The following is a 15,995-nucleotide window of genomic DNA, read 5'->3' on the forward strand; positions in this document are numbered from 1 at the left end:
GAGGTACGGCGTGCAGCGCACGGGGGAGTGGGGCTTTCCTGCTACTGAGAATCGAAGTCCTAAGCGATGAGGCTTGCCGCATGCTCACGGAGGCAATCGCGCTTGTATGGCAAAGCGAAGTCGACTTCGCCGTGGCCGGTAGTGGTGATCATTTCGGCGTCGAGAAGTCGTCGGCGATAGTTGCCCTCGTATGAGTCAGTCTGATTGAAACGGGTTTTATATCCGACATTTTGGTGGGGCCATCATTGTGGGCCATGTACACCAAGAAGCTTCGGTCGACGGTTGAGAGGTGCGACAGCGCCGGTCCGTGAACAAGCTGGCCGAGCTTGCGCTGCGCGTTTGCGACTCTTCGCCGCGCAGCGTCGACCGAGATTTCGGCGCCTGCATCCGGAGCGCGCTCCTTTTCCCTGAACGAGAATTGGCCAACGAGTCGTGGGGTTGCCCGCAATTCGTGGACACGTAGCGGAGCTGCCTAGTGGTGAGGCAGCTAGTTCTTTTCTGCTGGTGGTTGAACCGGTGTGGTTTTCAAAGTCGACGGGACTTGCCATACCGAGTGGGGAGGGACCTGAATCGGCCTTGGTTTGTGGAGGGTGGTGTTTAAGCCGCTTGGGCTTCGGTCGTATCCGTTTCCGGATGATTGTGATAGTAGCAGGCCTCGTATTCGATCGGCGGGACGTAGTCGATGGAGCCGTAAAGGCGTTTGGTGTTGTACCAGTTGACCCACTTATCGGTGGCCCGTTCAACCTCTTTCCAGGTGGCGAATGTTCGCATCCTGGGATGGTGGTCGATCTCCTCGCTGTTAAACAGCCCGATAATGGACTCCATGAGCCCGTTATCCCAGGCATCACCGACGGTGCCGATAGAGACCCGGTAATGCCTTCGCGCTCAATCAATTTACGCAGTTGAGAGCTGGTGTACTGAAAGCCGGCATCCGAGTGGTGGATGATGCTCACAGCGCTAAACTTCGCGTCGTAGCGGTTTTGAACGCTCAAGGCCTGCCGCAGCGCATCCAGGACGAAATCAGACTGTTTGGTCCGTGACACCGTGTATCCAAGGAACCTCCCGGAGTAGACGTCGGTGATGAATGTAACGTGGCAAAAGCCCTGGTGAGTATATATGTAGGTAAAATTCCCCCTACTACTGATTCGGGTGAGTAACGCCATCCCAAGCGCGTGTGCAGTGGTCATCACAGCGCGGGTCGCCGGGATGGGACGGCGTCGTTCGGATCGCCGTGCGCCGCAGTACTTTCTGGATGCCAAGAATTTTAATCAATCTTTCTACCTGGTCGCGGCCTATGGCCCAGCCTTCCACAGCTTCCTGCGCCTGTAGACGCCCCTATGGCGAGCCCAGATATCATAAGAGCCTATGTGCTGCATGTGCGTCTTCTCATTCGGGGTCAGTCGGACCACAAGCCCGGCTGCGATAGCGGCGATACGTCGACTCCGAAATGTCATAGTGGCGGTGCGCAAGATCCGGCACATCCGCGCGATGGAGTAGTGGTGCCGGTACCTCTCGATAAATGCGACGACTATTTTAGTTTGCGGTCAAACTCCGCCTGGGCTAAAAAGCTGAGGCCAACTTGAAGGTTCTCGTTTGCTTCTTTGCGCTGGCGATTGTCCTTGCGCAGTTGAGCAAGCTCCGCGTCTTTTTCCTGCTCGGATTCCGCCATTGCCTGCGCATTGGTGGCCTCAGCTTTGCGGATCTAATTGTGCAGTGTGGCTGGGGTGATATCCAGCATCCCGCCGATCTTTCGGCGTGCACCGGGCTTCGTGGCACCCATCTTCAGCCACAGCCTCGTAGTACAAGCGCAGCGCGCGCTCACGGGTCCCCTGATCGTACTTCGCAACAGTCATGGGGCCAAGTATCTCTTATGTAAGTCCATGCCCGTCACAAACCCAGTACCCCTCAGGGGGACAGCCAAGAGATTGGGTATTGCCCTTCTTGTGGTTCGTGGGTGAGGGCATTGACTGAAGCTCAATTGCTCTGATGTCGACAGCTAGGGCCCTACCTAGAAGCCGGTTGCATACGGCTCAGGTTTGGCACTACTAATGGCCAATTGGGGTAGCGACTTGCTCAAACTCTATGGCGTGGTTTGAAAGGAAACTCTCCAAGCTTTCTTTCAATCTGTGGTCGACAGCAAGGACTAGTTCGTTGCGCGCACGAGACACAGCGACGTAGAACAGGCGTTGGGCCGTGGCATGATCTTTCGTTTCCACTGATGGGGTGAGCAAGTTTTCTGCAAAGGTCGGACGCTTTTGGTTTACTCCCTTTGTGTCTAGGACCAAAATTACGCGATTGTATTGCATGCCCTTAGATCCGTGGATAGTCTCTGTATTTGTTTTAGGGGAACTGCGCGTTTGAGAGAATGACCTTTCCCAATCATTCGATTTCGAGACGATTTGGACCCGCTTCTTTAGGGATATTCCCCATTTTCCCAGCTTCTTTGTGATCTGATCTTTTACTGTGGCTCGGGGAGCTTCAGCTTTCAAAAGAGGTTTTACTGCAAAAGCGATATCCAGTGCGACCAGGTTTAGCGAGCCGCCCTTAGACTCCAGATAGTCCTCGAGCATCTGACGATCCTGAATCTCGTCTCCATTTTCAAATTTGCAGTTTTCTACGATCCCCCTTTCAATAAGATTGATAGCCTTCTTTTTCTGGCTTGGTGCACTGTAGGAGTCAAGCAGCAGGGTGATCCCGGTAATCATTCGTTTTGATTTTGTGATCGTCTTTGTCGATTTCCTATTCTCCCCTTGGCTCGCTTCAGCAAGTACAGCATGGGTCGAGGCGAGAATAGTTGACTGCTCGCCGGTGTTTGAAGATGAATCAAGAAAGTCACGTAAATCTGAAACGTTGTCCAATTTCGAGTAGTAAAAAATCTTCAATGGCACCCCTGAAGATTCTCGCGCCGGATCATCTTTGATTTCCTTATCCCGCCGTAAAGCGGACACAAATTTACAAATTTCGGGAGTACTACGAAAATTGCGTGTGATGGCAATCGGCTCAAAAGCTCGCTCGTTGCAAAAGTTTCGGACGTTCTCTGCATTCGAACCCCTGAAGCCATAGATGTCCTGATCGAGGTCACCGATTAATGTCAATCCCACCCCTCTTCTATACAGGCCATCGAGTAAAAGCAAGTCTGTTTGATTACAATCTTGTACTTCGTCCAGGATTACCTCACGGAAGCGAGACGCGAGGATATCAATAAGAGGGGAGTCATTACTTAGTAGTTGCGAAGCCACTTCACGGGCTGAATCTGCATCGAAGTATCCCAATCGATTTAGTGCTTTGATTTTCTCTTTGACTGACTCTGTGAATAGTTTTTCACCATTAGGCGATAGGTAGCCACCACATTTCTGTACTAGGTCAAAACTTGGTTTATAGGTGGTGCGTTTAATTTCTGCGAGCGAAGCATCTTTGATGCTGTTTCGAAAAACGCCGTTTGGGATCCGAAACTTTGCTAGGTCCCCGAAATCGCCCCACTCATCGCGAATGTCTGGAACTGCGTCCAACCGCGATTTGATATACGGAACTACGAGAAATCGGCGCAAAAAACTATCGATAGTTCCGATAAAGTTTGGAGGTGTCAGGTCCCCTCCGACGTCTCGGGCTTTTTCTTCTATCTCCGTCGCGGCAGTATTTGTGAATGAAAGGACAGCTACTCCGCGTCGATCGTCACAGAACATCTTGCGCGTTAGCCGAGCAAATCGCTGAGCCATCGTCCTGGTTTTCCCAGCTCCAGGAACTGCAGTTACGAAAAGATTGCTTCCGGAGTGCTCAATCAAGTCTTGCTGTTCAGGCGTAGGTTTGAATGTATTCACGATCAATCACACGTAATAAAATTGATTAGCTGAGCTAGCTGTTCTGGGCACTCGAATTCATTCTTGAATGAGCCATCGGGTTTCCACTCACGTAAAAGAATCGCTAAATCATGCGCGAACTGTCCTTTTTGAATATTCAGAAATTCATCAGCACTCTGGTTCTGCCCCATCATCCTGTACATCGTCCGCTGAGGGTTCTCACTGTCATTAATCTTGTCCCACTTATCCCCGGACCGTGAGTGTTGTTGCAGGTAAGCCTCTTTCAAGAGATCAATATTCTCATTTTCATCTCCTAGTAGAGACACTTCGAGAGTGTAGGGGGACACTACTCGACAGAAACGATCGTTGTCTTCAAATGCTGGACCACGGGCTGTACTGTTAGCTGCTCCGCACATGTTGGGGTCCTGATCAGTGAGAAGGACGAGTTTTTCAACAATGCTTTGTTGGTTCGGAGAAGAGTGGGTTAGCAACTTTATGTAAGGCTCAAAGTCAACTGAGCCCACGATGATGGTGGTACAAGCTTTGAATTTGCGGAGTCGTTCTGACTCGTTGTCAAGAAAGCGTTCAGCGATCGCGGGTAGTAAAACTGCTTCTGAAATACCCTCCACAAGGATTACCCTTCGTGCAAACAGCAGTTCAGATCTCGTCGCATCTAGATATTGATTAATTTTTCTAATGCTATGATCTCGCTTTTTCCCATTCCCGAAGTCTACGGATTGAAGATCAAGGGCGTGGGTACCCGACTCATTGTCGGACTTAATGATCACAATGTCGTTCACTCCCACTGCACTGGCGATCGATGGAGAGTGCGTAGTGGCGATAACCTGTAGGCGGCCTCTAATACTCACACCAGTGGTGACATCGAATTCTCCTTTTGCAGCGCTTTGTAAGAAGTCCAAAAGGACGCCTTGTAGTTGCGGGTGTAAGTGAGCTTCGGGCTCTTCTATGAGAAGAATGGTCAGCTCTGATTCTCGTACTACCGATAGCTCAAGTAACACTGTTGAGAGGAAGAGCAAGTTTGCGTAGCCGAGACCAGAAGAATCTAAGTCACGGGGATCGATACCTTTTTCGGCCATCTTCATCCGGAGGGCGCGAGCTAGTTTTTCGAGTTTTGGGGTCTCAAAATCTACTTCGACCGTCTGGCTTCGAATAGGGTCTGTGAGGGCAGCCAGATGCGACTGGATTGTGCCACTGACCGTAGAGATAGGGCCTTCGGAGGACAGTTTGTCGAACGCGTCTTTCGCGTTCTGCTCAAAATCACGCTTTTCTTCTTCGCTTAGCAGTGCGTTAAGGATTGTTCCTAGTCTCCTACCGTTCCCGGACGCAAGTTGGTATTTGGCATCGCGAAGGGGCTCCACGTATACACAGTTGATCTTTGCACGTGCTTCGAAATCGGAGTCCGCACCACGAGGTTCTCCTGCGGTGCGAACCCGCTTACCCCGTGGTATCTGTTGCGTAGGTGGCAAATACGACGTCTGGTATTGAATAGTCTCGGTCTTTAGATCCAAACCGTTGATGAATAATGCCTTCTGGAAATCTGTTGGATCCTTGAACTCTAGAGCTATGTCGATGGGGCCAGCAGCATCCTCGGTTAAATCGTCGGCTTCAAAATAGCGGGTTGCTCGACCACTGAGGGGATCGAGTCCCAGTCGGATTGCATCAACAATGTTGGATTTTCCTGCATTGTTTTCACCTGCAAGTAGAGTGACTCCCGGTTGAAACTTCACTTCAGTTTTCTTGCAGGACCTGAAATTACGAATTGTCAGGTGAGACAACCAGAGGGATTTAGGGGTTGCTTCTGCCATGTCAGCGCTCATCACATCACCTTGCGTTATTTGAGTTGTATCTTTACAGGTTGCACTTACCAATAATCATCGAGCTTTCATCATCCTAAATATTCCAATTCCCCGGGACCGCCTTCGCGTAGTCAATCCCAATCGTTTTGAAGTGCTCGTGGGCGGCATCGATCTTGGCCTGCTCGGTTGTGCGCAGGAGATGCTCGACCATCGTGCTCTTTGTTTCGCGGATCATGTACAACCTGTCTTCTCCGTCTACCTGTTTCACGATTGCCCAGTCGGGGTTGTATGGTCCGACCGGGGTATCAATCTTGAACTTCGGCGGTAGCTTCAGGAACAGTTTGATGTCCTCGCGGTCGTCGAGGAGTTCGGCGAATCGGCGCTCGGCTTCGGAGTCGTAGACAACGAAGTCATAGTCGGTTTTCTTTCGGTTCTTGACTTTGTAGAGGTTATCCAGGAAGTATTGCTTTTCTTCGATGCCGTCTTGCTGTAGTTCGGTGAGCGAGTACACGCTGCCGCCGATCTTTTCGTATTGGACGCCTTCGGTGACGATTGCGGCGAGTTCGGCTTCGATGATGCCTTTGACCATCTTGATGTAGTCGTTCGGGTTGGAGATGTATTCGTCGAGGCGGTCACTCTGGATGAGGATGTCGATGATCGTCCTGCGGGTGAGTGACGTTGCTTCTTGGAGTTCAGAGACGATATCCGGCAGCTTGTACCCGCCTCGCAGTTCGGCTGTACGGCTGCTTGTTTCTGAGCCTTTGGTGCCGCCGCGAGCAACAGTCAACCGGGCTTTCTTCACTTCGATTCGAAGGGGCGCAATCTCTTCGACCTTCTTGATCTTCTGTACGGCGTTCTTGATCAGTACATCGCGATCAACTGAGACGCTATAGGTCGTGCGTTGGCTGATCTTCTCCCAGAATTCTTCGAATTCGCGCGACTGAAAGTACAGCTGCTTGTTCAGTTTGCGCGTCGTTCGAGCACGCTTCGGCTTTACGTAATGCTCAATATTCGCCCGGCGCAGTACCTCGATGACCGCCTCTTCCACGGGGCTGTACTCTGCTGCCATGCCTAGGGAGAAGTCATCGGCATCCGGGGTGAAGGATGCGGTGACGTAACCGTCTTTGTTCAGGAAGCCACGCTGTTTCAGGTGGTCCCAGATCTCGGCGGATGTAGTGAACCCTAAATTTTCTTGCTTTTCCGTGTGGGGTTTCGGCAGCTTGGCAAAGTCACCTTTGCGAATGTACCCAATCGCCACACCGGCCTTCTTGTATTCCTTTTGAAGATTGGTGGCGAACTCTTGGTAGGACTCATTAGCGACGACGGTGAGTTGGGCTACGGAACGGTCCGCTACACGCTCGCCGTTTTGGTTCACAGGAAGTCGCAGTCCACGTCCGATTGTTTGGCGGCGTTCGGTCTCGGACCCCATTTCACGCAAGGTGCAGATTTGGAAAACGTTTGGGTTGTCCCAGCCTTCGCGCAGCGCAGAGTGGGAGAAGATGAACCGCACGGGTTCGTCTTCGCTCAGCAGACGGGCTTTGTCTTTCATGATGAGGTCGTAGGAGTCGTCGTCCTTGAGGGTTTCACCTGAGGTGTCGCCGTAGACGCCTTTCTTGATCTGCGAGAAGTACGCGCGCCGCAGTTCAATTGGGTCCTGTGGGAGCAGGTCTTTGTACTTCGGGAATCGGTCTCGTTCCTCCATGAAGAGCTCGTCGAACCACTGGGCGAACTTGCCGTCGGCAGTGGTGTTGTCGGCACCGTCTCCTAGGTAGCTGGCCACTTTATCCACGAAGAAGAGGCTCAGCACCTTTATGCCGAGGGGGCGCATCAGCGATTCCTTGCGGAAATGCTCGCGGATGGTTTCGCGGATCATTTCGCGGTACACGGTCTCGTCATTACCGCCGATTGATTCGCCGACTTGGAGAATGCCGTGGTTAGTTAGCTCGATAAACTCTGGGCCATCGAGGTTGATTTCATTGATTCGCCAGTTGTTGTCGTAGGCGGGGTTGCCGGTAACCTTCTCGAGGTCTTGATTCTGCTTCACCTTCTTCACCTGGCGGGCTAGCGATCCGTCTTTCTTACGGCACACCAACTCGAGGTTCGCCTGCCACGGATTGCTATCGACGGAAAGAAGTTTGATGTACGGCTTGGCGTCGCCACCATGCTCCGTGGCTTCCGCCACAACGATTTGTTTGACTAGTCCCAGCTCATGAGCATCAACCGGGTCCAAACGGTAGGTAAGGTTTCGCGTTTCGCGGTGCGTCGCACTGTAGCGAAGAATGAACGCCGGATCCATGCCTGCCAGCGCCGTTTTGGATAGTTCAGACTCCATGTTCTGCGGCTCATCCATAATCAGAATCGGCCGTGTCGCACGCAGGAAATCGATCGGCCGCAACCCGTTGAGCTTGTCGCGGGTTTGGTTCATGATCAAGTTGTTTCCACGGCCGCGTACGGAGCCGATCGTCATGATCATGATCTGAATGCTTGTCGACGTCGCAAAGGATTGCACTTCCTCAGCGTTTTTACCGCTGTAGACCATATAATCAAACGGGGACGCAGGGTATAGCTGGCGGAAGTGATCGTGCATGAGCTCGATGCTTGTTTTCACGCCTTCGCGGATCGCAACGCTGGGAACGAGAATGACGAACTTGGTGAAGTTGTACTTTTCTGCCAGCTCAAAAATCGTGCGCAGGTACACATAGGTTTTGCCGGTGCCGGTCTCCATCTCGATGTCGAACTGAAGGCCGTCGACAAGCTCCCTTGCAGGTTCAAGCCCCTGCTCGTTCTGCACCACCTTGAGGTTCTCGAGCACAGTTGCTTCATCCAACATGAAGTTGTTGCCGACAGCCCCAACCTCTTCACTCAGATCTATGTCAAGCGCCTGGTTGCTGGTCTCTGGCAGAACACGTTCGGCCTGAAACGTAGTCAGAAAGTCCCCGACGTCATTAGGCTGACCTTCGAACAAATCGGTTACTGAACCAATCGCCTGAACCTGGTACTCCTGCTTAGCATCAAACTTGAATTTCATGTCGATCCTTTACGCCGTCCAGAGCTCGATGCCGTTGGTCTTGCAGATTTGCGCCAGGTTGGTTTTCAGCTGATCATCGCCTTGGAATGCATCCTCGAGCATGATGAACTGAGCTGGCTTGGCCTCCATAGCTTCACGGAGCTGTTTCAGGGTTGGCTTGGTGTGTTCATCAAGGTACGCGAGCACCAGGGTGTTTTCTTCGCCGTCTTCGTCATCGACTCGAACCACCGCTTTATACGACAGACCGTCGATATCGCGGTCACGAATCTGCTCAACCAACGAGTGGCCCTGCTTGACCAGAATCTCGGTGAGAAGATCATCAGGGGTGGCGTTGTCGTCGGCGCTTTCACGGAGATCCAGCAGGTGTTGTTCGAGCGCAGTCGCGTCGGCGTCAGAGTCGGAACGCCACTTGGTGAAGTTGGTGTCGGCGAGCTTGTAGGAGCGGAAGCCGGTGTCTAAAGGGGTTTCTCTGTAGCTCGCGTCTCCGGCAAGCGATTTGGCAATTGCCAATCCTGCGCGGTCTAGACGTTCACGGGATACCTCCGAAATAGTCTTAAATCCCATACTGTCAGCGACCTTGCCTTCGGGCACTGGTTCAGGAAGCTGTACTGAAATGCAGCTGCGACTTCCAGAATCGTCTAAGTTTAATGACATCGTTGCGTGGGCAGTTGAACCGGAGCCCGCGAAGAAGTCGAGGACGATGCCGTCTGAGTCATCAATCATTACCGATCTGATTAAATACTTAAGCAGGTTAGTGGGCTTTGGGTGATTGAAAACTTGTTTACCAAAGAGCTTCTTAATTTCGGCATTACCGGCAAGAACATCTCCAGCGATTTCCCTTGGTATCAAGGTGTTGGGAGCAAGCCTAGAGGTATTAGTCTTTTTAGAGTACGGCACAAACCCGTCGCTCTTAATAACGATTTTCGTTCCATTCTTGACCTGCTCTTCAAGATAGGCCTGTGACCAAATGACTCTTCCTGTAATCCGGAAGGCGTTTTGTGCGATGCCGTTTCGTACAGAAAGATCATCTTCTAATACATAGCCCCCAGCTTTTTCTCCTGCCACATAGTGACCATCGGGTATGAGCAAATCCACCCATTCTGGTTCTAAAGAAAGCGTGGCGAGTTTCATCGAATTTTTTGTTAACGATGGTAGACCCTCAGTTGCTTTCTCAGTTCCTACTAAAGCTTCAAGATTCCCCTTATTGCGTGCGTAGCAAAGGACGTGTTGTGCATTTTCACGCTCTATTCGAGAAGAATTGTCTGGCCGGAAATTGCTTTCCCATATGTAGCTTTCAATAAAATTGGATTCGGCAAAAATCTCGTCAAGGAGTTTTCGAAGTTGTGCGACTTCGTGGTCATCAATCGAAATGAAGATCACGCCATCGTCGGTCAAAAGGTTCCTTGCAAGCTTCAACCGCGGGTACATCATGTTGAGCCAGTTGGAGTGGTACCGGCCCTCGGACTCCGAGTTGGACGAGAGCTTCTTACCGTCTCCGTTGACCTGCTTGGACCACTCGAGGTAGGTCTCGAGGCCTTCTTTGTAATTATCGGGGTACACGAAGTCTTTGCCTGTGTTGTACGGCGGATCGATGTAAATCATCTTGATCTTGCCGTGGTAGTGCTTCTGCAGAATCTTCAGCACTTCGAGGTTATCGCCCTCAATGAAGACGTTCTTTGTCGTGTCCCAGTCTTTGGAGTTTTCCTTATCTGGGCGGAGCGTCGCTGTCGTCGGAGTCTGCGCTGCGCGCATAGCACGCTTCTTGCCGGGCCAGAACAGGCCGAATCGTTCACTGGTGTCTGAGGCGTCGCTCTCGAGAAGCTCCTTGAGTTTCTCTACGTCAATCTTGCCGTCAGCAATCGCTTCCGGCACCAGATCGGCGAGCTGCTCGGCCAGCTCGGTACGGAAATCGGGGCTGCTGCCAGGAACTTCGTTGGTCATGTCTCGCTCTTCGCTCATCATTCTTCCTTTTGACTACCTTCATTTACGCCTTGATCTGCCACCGGATAGTGAACAGCTCTTTTTCAGACCTCTTGCCTTGAAGCGACTGCCTAATCAGAATAAGCAACTCGTCGACATTATCACGGAGGTTTCGCTTTTCTTTTCGGTATTGGTCCTCGACCGAATCGATTTCGTCGTCAAGTTTTCGGGCCTTCTTCTTGAACCTCAGCTGCTCCATCGGGTCGTCAGCTTGAGTAGCTTTTTTACGCAAGTCTTTTCGCTTCTTCTCAAGCTCACGGACCGCTTTCCTGCGCTCTGTGTCGAGGTCAAGAATCTGACTTTCAAGCAGTTCTTCTTGCTGGTTGTAGTAGCTCGAGTTGCGGTGTTGGACTTCCTTCTCCAGAAACTCCCGCTGTTGGTCAATTGTTGCCGCAAAGAGATCTGTGTTGAGTGGCTCGGCTATATCTAGCGTGTCGACGACGCGCAGATCCATCATCTCTGCTGCATCTTCTTGGTTCAGTACCTCGCCGGAATCGGTGATGCCGGCAGCGAGCAAGTAACTCTCGGAAATATCGCTGTCGTTGGCCTTCATCTTGAACGTCAGCCCTTGGACAGTCAGGGAACCAGATTCTCCAGCCAGCTCTTTCATCCGGGAGCTCACACGATCGGACTTGCTGATGTCGAACACGAGCGTCTGGCACGACGTGTCCGCTGTCAGAGCGTCTTCGATGACGAACTTCGCAAGATCACTGTGATAGCGGTACTGCTTGGAATTGCTGCTTGGCGAGGATTTGAAGTGGTAACGGCCAGTCGCAATACCGGCAGCTGGTGGCGTGTTCAGCACGAAGTTGCGGCCGTCGCCTTCAAACGTGGCCTTGCCTTGTAAGCCGTGAATGGTCAGGAGGAGGAGCAGCCGCTCAAACTTGTTCAGTACCTCACCAGACTGCTCGTCGTAGGACTTCAAGCGGTCACGCACTGACGGATCAAGGTTGTCGAAAACCTTCGCCTTCGCCTCAGCCATGTCCTTGCTCACAGCGGCGGCGTACTTCTTCTCAAGCTCCTTGAACGCCCGGTTGATCTCGTCAGCAGTGCGGTAGCTGTCGTAGATCTTCGCAATCTCCTGAGCGAAGTCGAAACCACTCTCAATGCGGCCCAGCACCTCGTCACTAGCGCCAAAGACGCTATCGAAGAGGTGGAATTTGTTTTCTAACAGCTCCAAGATACGAGCCTCAGCCGCATTGCCCTCATTGAAGAAGTTGACGATGACAACGTCGTGCTTTTGGCCATAACGGTGAATGCGGCCTATTCGCTGTTCTACCCGCTGCGGGTTCCACGGCAGATCGTAGTTGATCAGCATTGAGCAAAACTGCAGGTTGATGCCCTCTGAGGCCGCTTCCGTTGCGATCATGATCGAGCCGGATTCACGAAAGTAGTCAACAAGAGCTTTTCGACGATCCGCCGACGGGTTGCCGGTAATGACGTCGCTACCATCATTCTTTGTGAGCCACTCTTGATAAATCGCAGTCGCCTCAGGCGAATCGTTTTGACCATTGAACAGTACCAGCCCTTCGGCGTAGCCCGCTTGGCGCAGGGTTTCTGCGATGAAGTTTTGGGTGTCGCTGTACTCGGTGAAGATGATGGCCTTTTCAGGGGCACCGACCTCACGCAGTCTCGCGAAGCCACGTTCAATGGCCTCCCCGAGCTTCAGTGACTTCTGATTTTGGTGGATCGATTCGGCGAGCGTCGCGTACTCTCTGAGCTCATCAATCTCGCTCTGCACTTTTTTGCGGACTTCCGGGTCCGACCAGTCTTCGTGCTTCTCCACGAGGTCACCAAACGCCTCATATGCTGCCTGCTCTTCATCAAGCATGTCGTTATCGAAATCGAACAGTGGCATACGAATGCTGTGCGGCTGACCTGCTGCCAGTTCCTCTGCCAGCCGATTCGCTGTTCTACGAAGCGTAATTCCCACGGCGTATGTTGAGGAACCCAACCGCTTGCGCATCACCTGCGAAGAAAGCGCTCGCTGCGAGTCATTGAACGCGTACAAGGTATCGCGTTGGAGGTAGGCATTGACCAGCTCATAAAGATCCAGTTCCGCCTGTGAAGGTTGGAACTTCACGGTCAATGGATCACGCTTGGTGAACCGGATGTACTTCTCTGCATCACGCCGCAAGGTGCGCTTGGTCAACTGGCCGACGCGCTCCGCCAAATCATCGGGACTGAATCCGGTGCTTCCTGCTTTCACATACCGTTCGCGGAAAACATCGATAGATCGAAAGTACTCTGGGTCGAAAATGGAGACAAGACCGTAGATTTCTTCTAGACGGTTCTGTAGTGGGGTTGCGGTGAGCAGCACTACCTTGTTTGCGCCATCAAAAACCTCACCGACCGAATGCGCTACTTTGGCATGCTTCTTGCCCTTATAGAAGTTACGTAGACGGTGGGCTTCGTCGGCAACGACTAAGTCCCACGGACGCATCAGATCCGCCTTGTTTTGTTGGACAAACTCGTAGGAGACAATCAAGACCTGACCAGGCGTCTTGTTACCCAGGAGCGTTGCCTTGGATTTTGAGTCAAGCAGCTCGGATGGGATCAAGAACTTCTCGTACAGCTCCTGTTTCCACTGCTGCCGGAGGCTGGCAGGAGCAACGATCAGGATGCGGCGTTTACGCTCTGCCCAATTCTGCGTAATAACAATGCCTGCCTCGATCGTCTTACCGAGGCCGACTTCATCAGCCAACACGACGCCTCTTGTCGCGTTCCCCTTCAGTGCGAATAATGCTGCCTCAATCTGGTGAGGCTTGGGTTCCACCTGGGCGTCGAAAAGCAGTCCTGCAAGCTTGCCGACATGGTCATTGGCATAACTCCGCTCAAGCTCGTGCGCGAAATACTTCGCTTGATGGTTGGAGAGGTGTTGTCCGAAGGAGATTCCGGGATTCTCACGGCGTGTGCTCTCCGGTACAGACTGGTCTGGGCTCTGAATCATAATTTTCCCGATGTAGTGAAACTGCTTGCATGCGTCGGCATTATTCAACTTTAGCGGGCGGGGCGCGATGGGTGAAACGCCTCCAATAGATTCTGTTTCTATGCGGTGCCGTGTTGAACCCAATCATTCATTCATGCTAACGATCTAGAGTCAGCCTTGGGCCAGTCTTGCTACTCGACTTGTGAAGGTGGTTTGCTAGCGAGGAAGGGGCGAATTAGTAAGTTTATCTGGTTCAGAGGCGCTCTCAGGATTGAGGGAGGGTAGGGCTTGGTCTCGGAAAGTAGACACACCGGGGGTCAGGCCCGATCGCGGATGGATCGAATGTGTATTTAGCTTGAGCGTGTCAAGTTGTTTGAGTGTGGGGTTAGTTTTATAGGTAATTGTCGAAGCTGTCGGGGTAGGCCACGGCCATCTGGTTGATGGCGTGTTTCCAGCCGGAAACTGGGGCTCCTTTCATGAGTCTGCCGGCTGTCGCTGAGACTCGTTTGGACTGCTTTGCCCTCTGGGCTATGCCACCGCGATTCTGGAGGGCACTGAGTGGGTGGACTCCGAAGAGGACGTGGATGAGCCCACCGGGTATCACTCGGTGCGCCAGGGTCCTGCACCCATTGTCGTGCACTCCTCCTCCAAAGCGGAGGAAGCCGCGGTGCTTGCCGTCCACATTAAGGAATGGACGCAAGGCGAGGAGGACGTTTCCATCGGCGTGCTCACCCGCACCAACCAGCGCGGTGAGGAGATTGCCCGGCAGTTGGGCGAGCTTGAGGTTGCCGTTAGCGCCGGCCGCCGTACCTCGCAGGAGCGCCCGGTGGCCGTCATGACGATGCACAACGCGAAGGGTCTGGAGTTTACCCACGTCATCCTCCTTGACGTCAACGCCGAGGCCCTCCCGCAGCGCTACCTGTTCAAGGGACTGGCGCCTGCAGAGGCCGACGAAGCGCTGCAGCGCGAACGAGCACTGCTCTACGTTGCGGCTTCACGTGCCCGCGACATGCTTCTAGTCAGCGTGGTCGGGGAGGCATCGGAGCTCTTGCCTGCGTAGGGGCGTTTCGTCCGCCAGGGGCTCTGCAATGGGCGGGGCCTACAGCAGGCTTTCGCCGCCGAGTTCGTGCGCCAAGGCGGCGTCGATGGTGGGGTAGCGGAAGGTATGGCTTATGTCCTCGAGCACCTGTGGCTTCACCCGCTGGTCGGCCAAGGCCAGTTCTTGCGCGCCTTGCTTGCCCAGGAGCAAAGCGGGGCCGAATTGGGGGATCGGCAGTATGGTGGGCCGGTGCAATTCGGCTCCTAAGGAAGAGACGAAGTCCTTATTGAGCACTGGGTTTGGCGATGCCCCATTGACCGGACCCTCAAGCCTCTCATCCACGATGGCGCGGATATAGGCATCGGTGAGATCGTCTAGTGCTACCCAGCTGTACCAAAAGTTGCCGTCACCAAAGGCACCGCCCAGTCCAGTGGAAAATAGCGCACGCAAGAGTGGTAGCAGGCCGGAGTTTCCGGACATCACGATGCCGGTGCGGATATTGACCACGCGCTTTCCGGCCTCGCGGGCGGGGTCGCAGGCTTTCTCCCAGTCCACTGCGACATCGGCAAGAAAGCCCTCGCCGCGCTCGGCGTCCTCGGTTAGCAGCTCATCGCCGCGCTCAGACCCGTAGAGGCCGATGGCAGAGGCGCACACCATGGCCTGCACGGAATCGGTGGTGGACACTAGGCGGGCGAGGTTTTCGGTGGGGCCCACGCGGGAGTCGCGGATATCGGACTTGTGGCTGTCATTAAAGCGCCCAAAGATGGGCTCGCCGGCTAGGTGTACGAGCACGTCGACGCCCTCGAGGAGATCGGGCCGCGGGTGGTGCGGGCGCCACTCGCGCTGGCCGGATTGCGCGGTGCCGCGCACGAGCTGGATCACGGTGTGGCCCAGGGTCTGTAGCTGCGCGGTCAGGGCGCTGCCCACGCTGCCGTGAGAGCCGGTCATCGCGATGGTCAACGGCTTGTGGCCGAGCTGGCCTTCGCGCAGGCGGTTTTCAAAGGCAATATCCTGGATGAGCTGGTGTTGCCGGTAGGCGAATACCGAGGTGAGGGCGGTGGCGGGAATGCGGGTATCTACCTCGTCCGTAATCAGCGTCCCGTCTGGGTGATCGGCAAAGCGATGCGTATGACGCCACTTGGCAAATTTGCGGATGGGTGCGTTGACGCACACATCGCTGAAGCTATAGCCGGCCTGGTAGCGCGCAAGGTCGTGTTGGGCCGTCCACTGCAATCCGCCGGGCAGGGCGAGCAGGGAGGTGCCATCGCCCAGATCGGTGGCCTGTTGCACGGGCTTCATGAATGCGAAAGGTGGGTTCAGGCGCGCCAACGCCCCTGGCCGGGTATGCCACTGCCAGACGCGTTCGCGGGAAGCTGGGACAACGTGCTGCGCGGAGAAACTCACT

Annotated in this window: 10 protein-coding genes and 3 pseudogenes; 2 read left to right on the top strand and 11 right to left on the bottom strand. The window is 53.6% G+C overall.

All coding sequences use genetic code 11. From position 1 onward, the window contains the following. Window positions 1-59 precede the first annotated feature (59 nt). The 3 genes and pseudogenes from ABRP98_RS11790 to ABRP98_RS04245 form a co-directional block, all read right to left on the bottom strand. Window positions 60-161 (bottom strand): annotated as a pseudogene (locus ABRP98_RS11790) (hypothetical protein); the annotation flags it as partial. Between the two features lie 436 nt (window positions 162-597). After that, window positions 598-861, bottom strand: a complete 264-nt coding sequence (locus ABRP98_RS04240) for an integrase core domain-containing protein (RefSeq protein ID WP_284622954.1) — start codon at window positions 859-861, stop codon at window positions 598-600. A 2-nt stretch (window positions 862-863) separates the two neighbouring features. Continuing rightward, window positions 864-1,187: pseudogene (locus ABRP98_RS04245) on the bottom strand (DDE-type integrase/transposase/recombinase); the annotation flags it as partial. On the opposite strand from ABRP98_RS04245, the gene ABRP98_RS04250 reads away from it, so the two are divergent. Further along, window positions 1,150-1,329 carry a hypothetical protein gene (locus ABRP98_RS04250; RefSeq protein WP_284622929.1) on the top strand — a complete coding sequence of 60 codons (180 nt, stop codon included), beginning with the start codon at window positions 1,150-1,152 and terminating at the stop codon, window positions 1,327-1,329. The pseudogene ABRP98_RS04245 and the gene ABRP98_RS04250 overlap by 38 nt on opposite strands. Window positions 1,330-1,528: 199 nt before the next feature. Here the strand turns inward: ABRP98_RS04250 and ABRP98_RS04255 are convergent, their stop codons facing one another. The 7 genes and pseudogenes from ABRP98_RS04255 to ABRP98_RS11795 form a co-directional block, all read right to left on the bottom strand. Further along, the gene (locus tag ABRP98_RS04255; RefSeq protein WP_284622928.1) at window positions 1,529-1,669 is read right to left on the bottom strand and encodes a hypothetical protein; all 141 of its coding nucleotides are present in this window, start codon (window positions 1,667-1,669) and stop codon (window positions 1,529-1,531) included. Between the two features lie 376 nt (window positions 1,670-2,045). Beyond that, window positions 2,046-3,818 carry a UvrD-helicase domain-containing protein gene (locus ABRP98_RS04260; protein WP_284622927.1) on the bottom strand — a complete coding sequence of 591 codons (1,773 nt, stop codon included), beginning with the start codon at window positions 3,816-3,818 and terminating at the stop codon, window positions 2,046-2,048. 2 nt (window positions 3,819-3,820) lie between these two features. Further along, window positions 3,821-5,635 (bottom strand): ATP-dependent nuclease, encoded by a 1,815-nt coding sequence (locus ABRP98_RS04265; protein ID WP_349857680.1) that lies wholly within the window; start codon window positions 5,633-5,635, stop codon window positions 3,821-3,823. Window positions 5,636-5,708: 73 nt separating this feature from the next. Beyond that, entirely contained in the window at window positions 5,709-8,642 is a 2,934-nt protein-coding gene (locus ABRP98_RS04270) for a restriction endonuclease (protein WP_349857682.1), read from the bottom strand. 9 nt (window positions 8,643-8,651) lie between these two features. Then, complete coding sequence (locus ABRP98_RS04275; protein ID WP_284784168.1) at window positions 8,652-10,604, bottom strand: site-specific DNA-methyltransferase; 1,953 nt, start codon at window positions 10,602-10,604, stop codon at window positions 8,652-8,654. A 22-nt stretch (window positions 10,605-10,626) separates the two neighbouring features. Then, window positions 10,627-13,572 (bottom strand): SNF2-related protein, encoded by a 2,946-nt coding sequence (locus ABRP98_RS04280; RefSeq protein WP_349857684.1) that lies wholly within the window; start codon window positions 13,570-13,572, stop codon window positions 10,627-10,629. A gap of 370 nt (window positions 13,573-13,942) precedes the next feature. Continuing rightward, window positions 13,943-14,080 (bottom strand): annotated as a pseudogene (locus ABRP98_RS11795) (IS256 family transposase); the annotation flags it as partial. A 33-nt stretch (window positions 14,081-14,113) separates the two neighbouring features. On the opposite strand from ABRP98_RS11795, the gene ABRP98_RS04285 reads away from it, so the two are divergent. Further along, window positions 14,114-14,611 (top strand): 3'-5' exonuclease, encoded by a 498-nt coding sequence (locus ABRP98_RS04285; RefSeq protein WP_284622922.1) that lies wholly within the window; start codon window positions 14,114-14,116, stop codon window positions 14,609-14,611. Between the two features lie 39 nt (window positions 14,612-14,650). Here ABRP98_RS04285 and ABRP98_RS04290 read toward each other — a convergent pair whose 3' ends face one another. After that, window positions 14,651-15,994, bottom strand: a complete 1,344-nt coding sequence (locus ABRP98_RS04290) for a TIGR01777 family oxidoreductase (RefSeq protein ID WP_349857685.1) — start codon at window positions 15,992-15,994, stop codon at window positions 14,651-14,653. Window position 15,995: the final 1 nt, after the last annotated feature.

Origin of the sequence: Corynebacterium sp. KPL2838 (assembly GCF_040225455.1) — a bacterium.
Taxonomy (GTDB): domain Bacteria; phylum Actinomycetota; class Actinomycetes; order Mycobacteriales; family Mycobacteriaceae; genus Corynebacterium; species Corynebacterium rhinophilum.

Coding starts and splice junctions, on each gene's coding strand:
- ABRP98_RS04255 (WP_284622928.1), bottom strand. CDS start 1,669: ATGGCGGAATCCGAGCAGGAAAAAGACGCGGAGCTTGCTCAACTGCGC.
- ABRP98_RS04265 (WP_349857680.1), bottom strand. CDS start 5,635: ATGAGCGCTGACATGGCAGAAGCAACCCCTAAATCCCTCTGGTTGTCT.
- ABRP98_RS04270 (WP_349857682.1), bottom strand. CDS start 8,642: ATGAAATTCAAGTTTGATGCTAAGCAGGAGTACCAGGTTCAGGCGATT.
- ABRP98_RS04275 (WP_284784168.1), bottom strand. CDS start 10,604: ATGATGAGCGAAGAGCGAGACATGACCAACGAAGTTCCTGGCAGCAGC.
- ABRP98_RS04280 (WP_349857684.1), bottom strand. CDS start 13,572: ATGATTCAGAGCCCAGACCAGTCTGTACCGGAGAGCACACGCCGTGAG.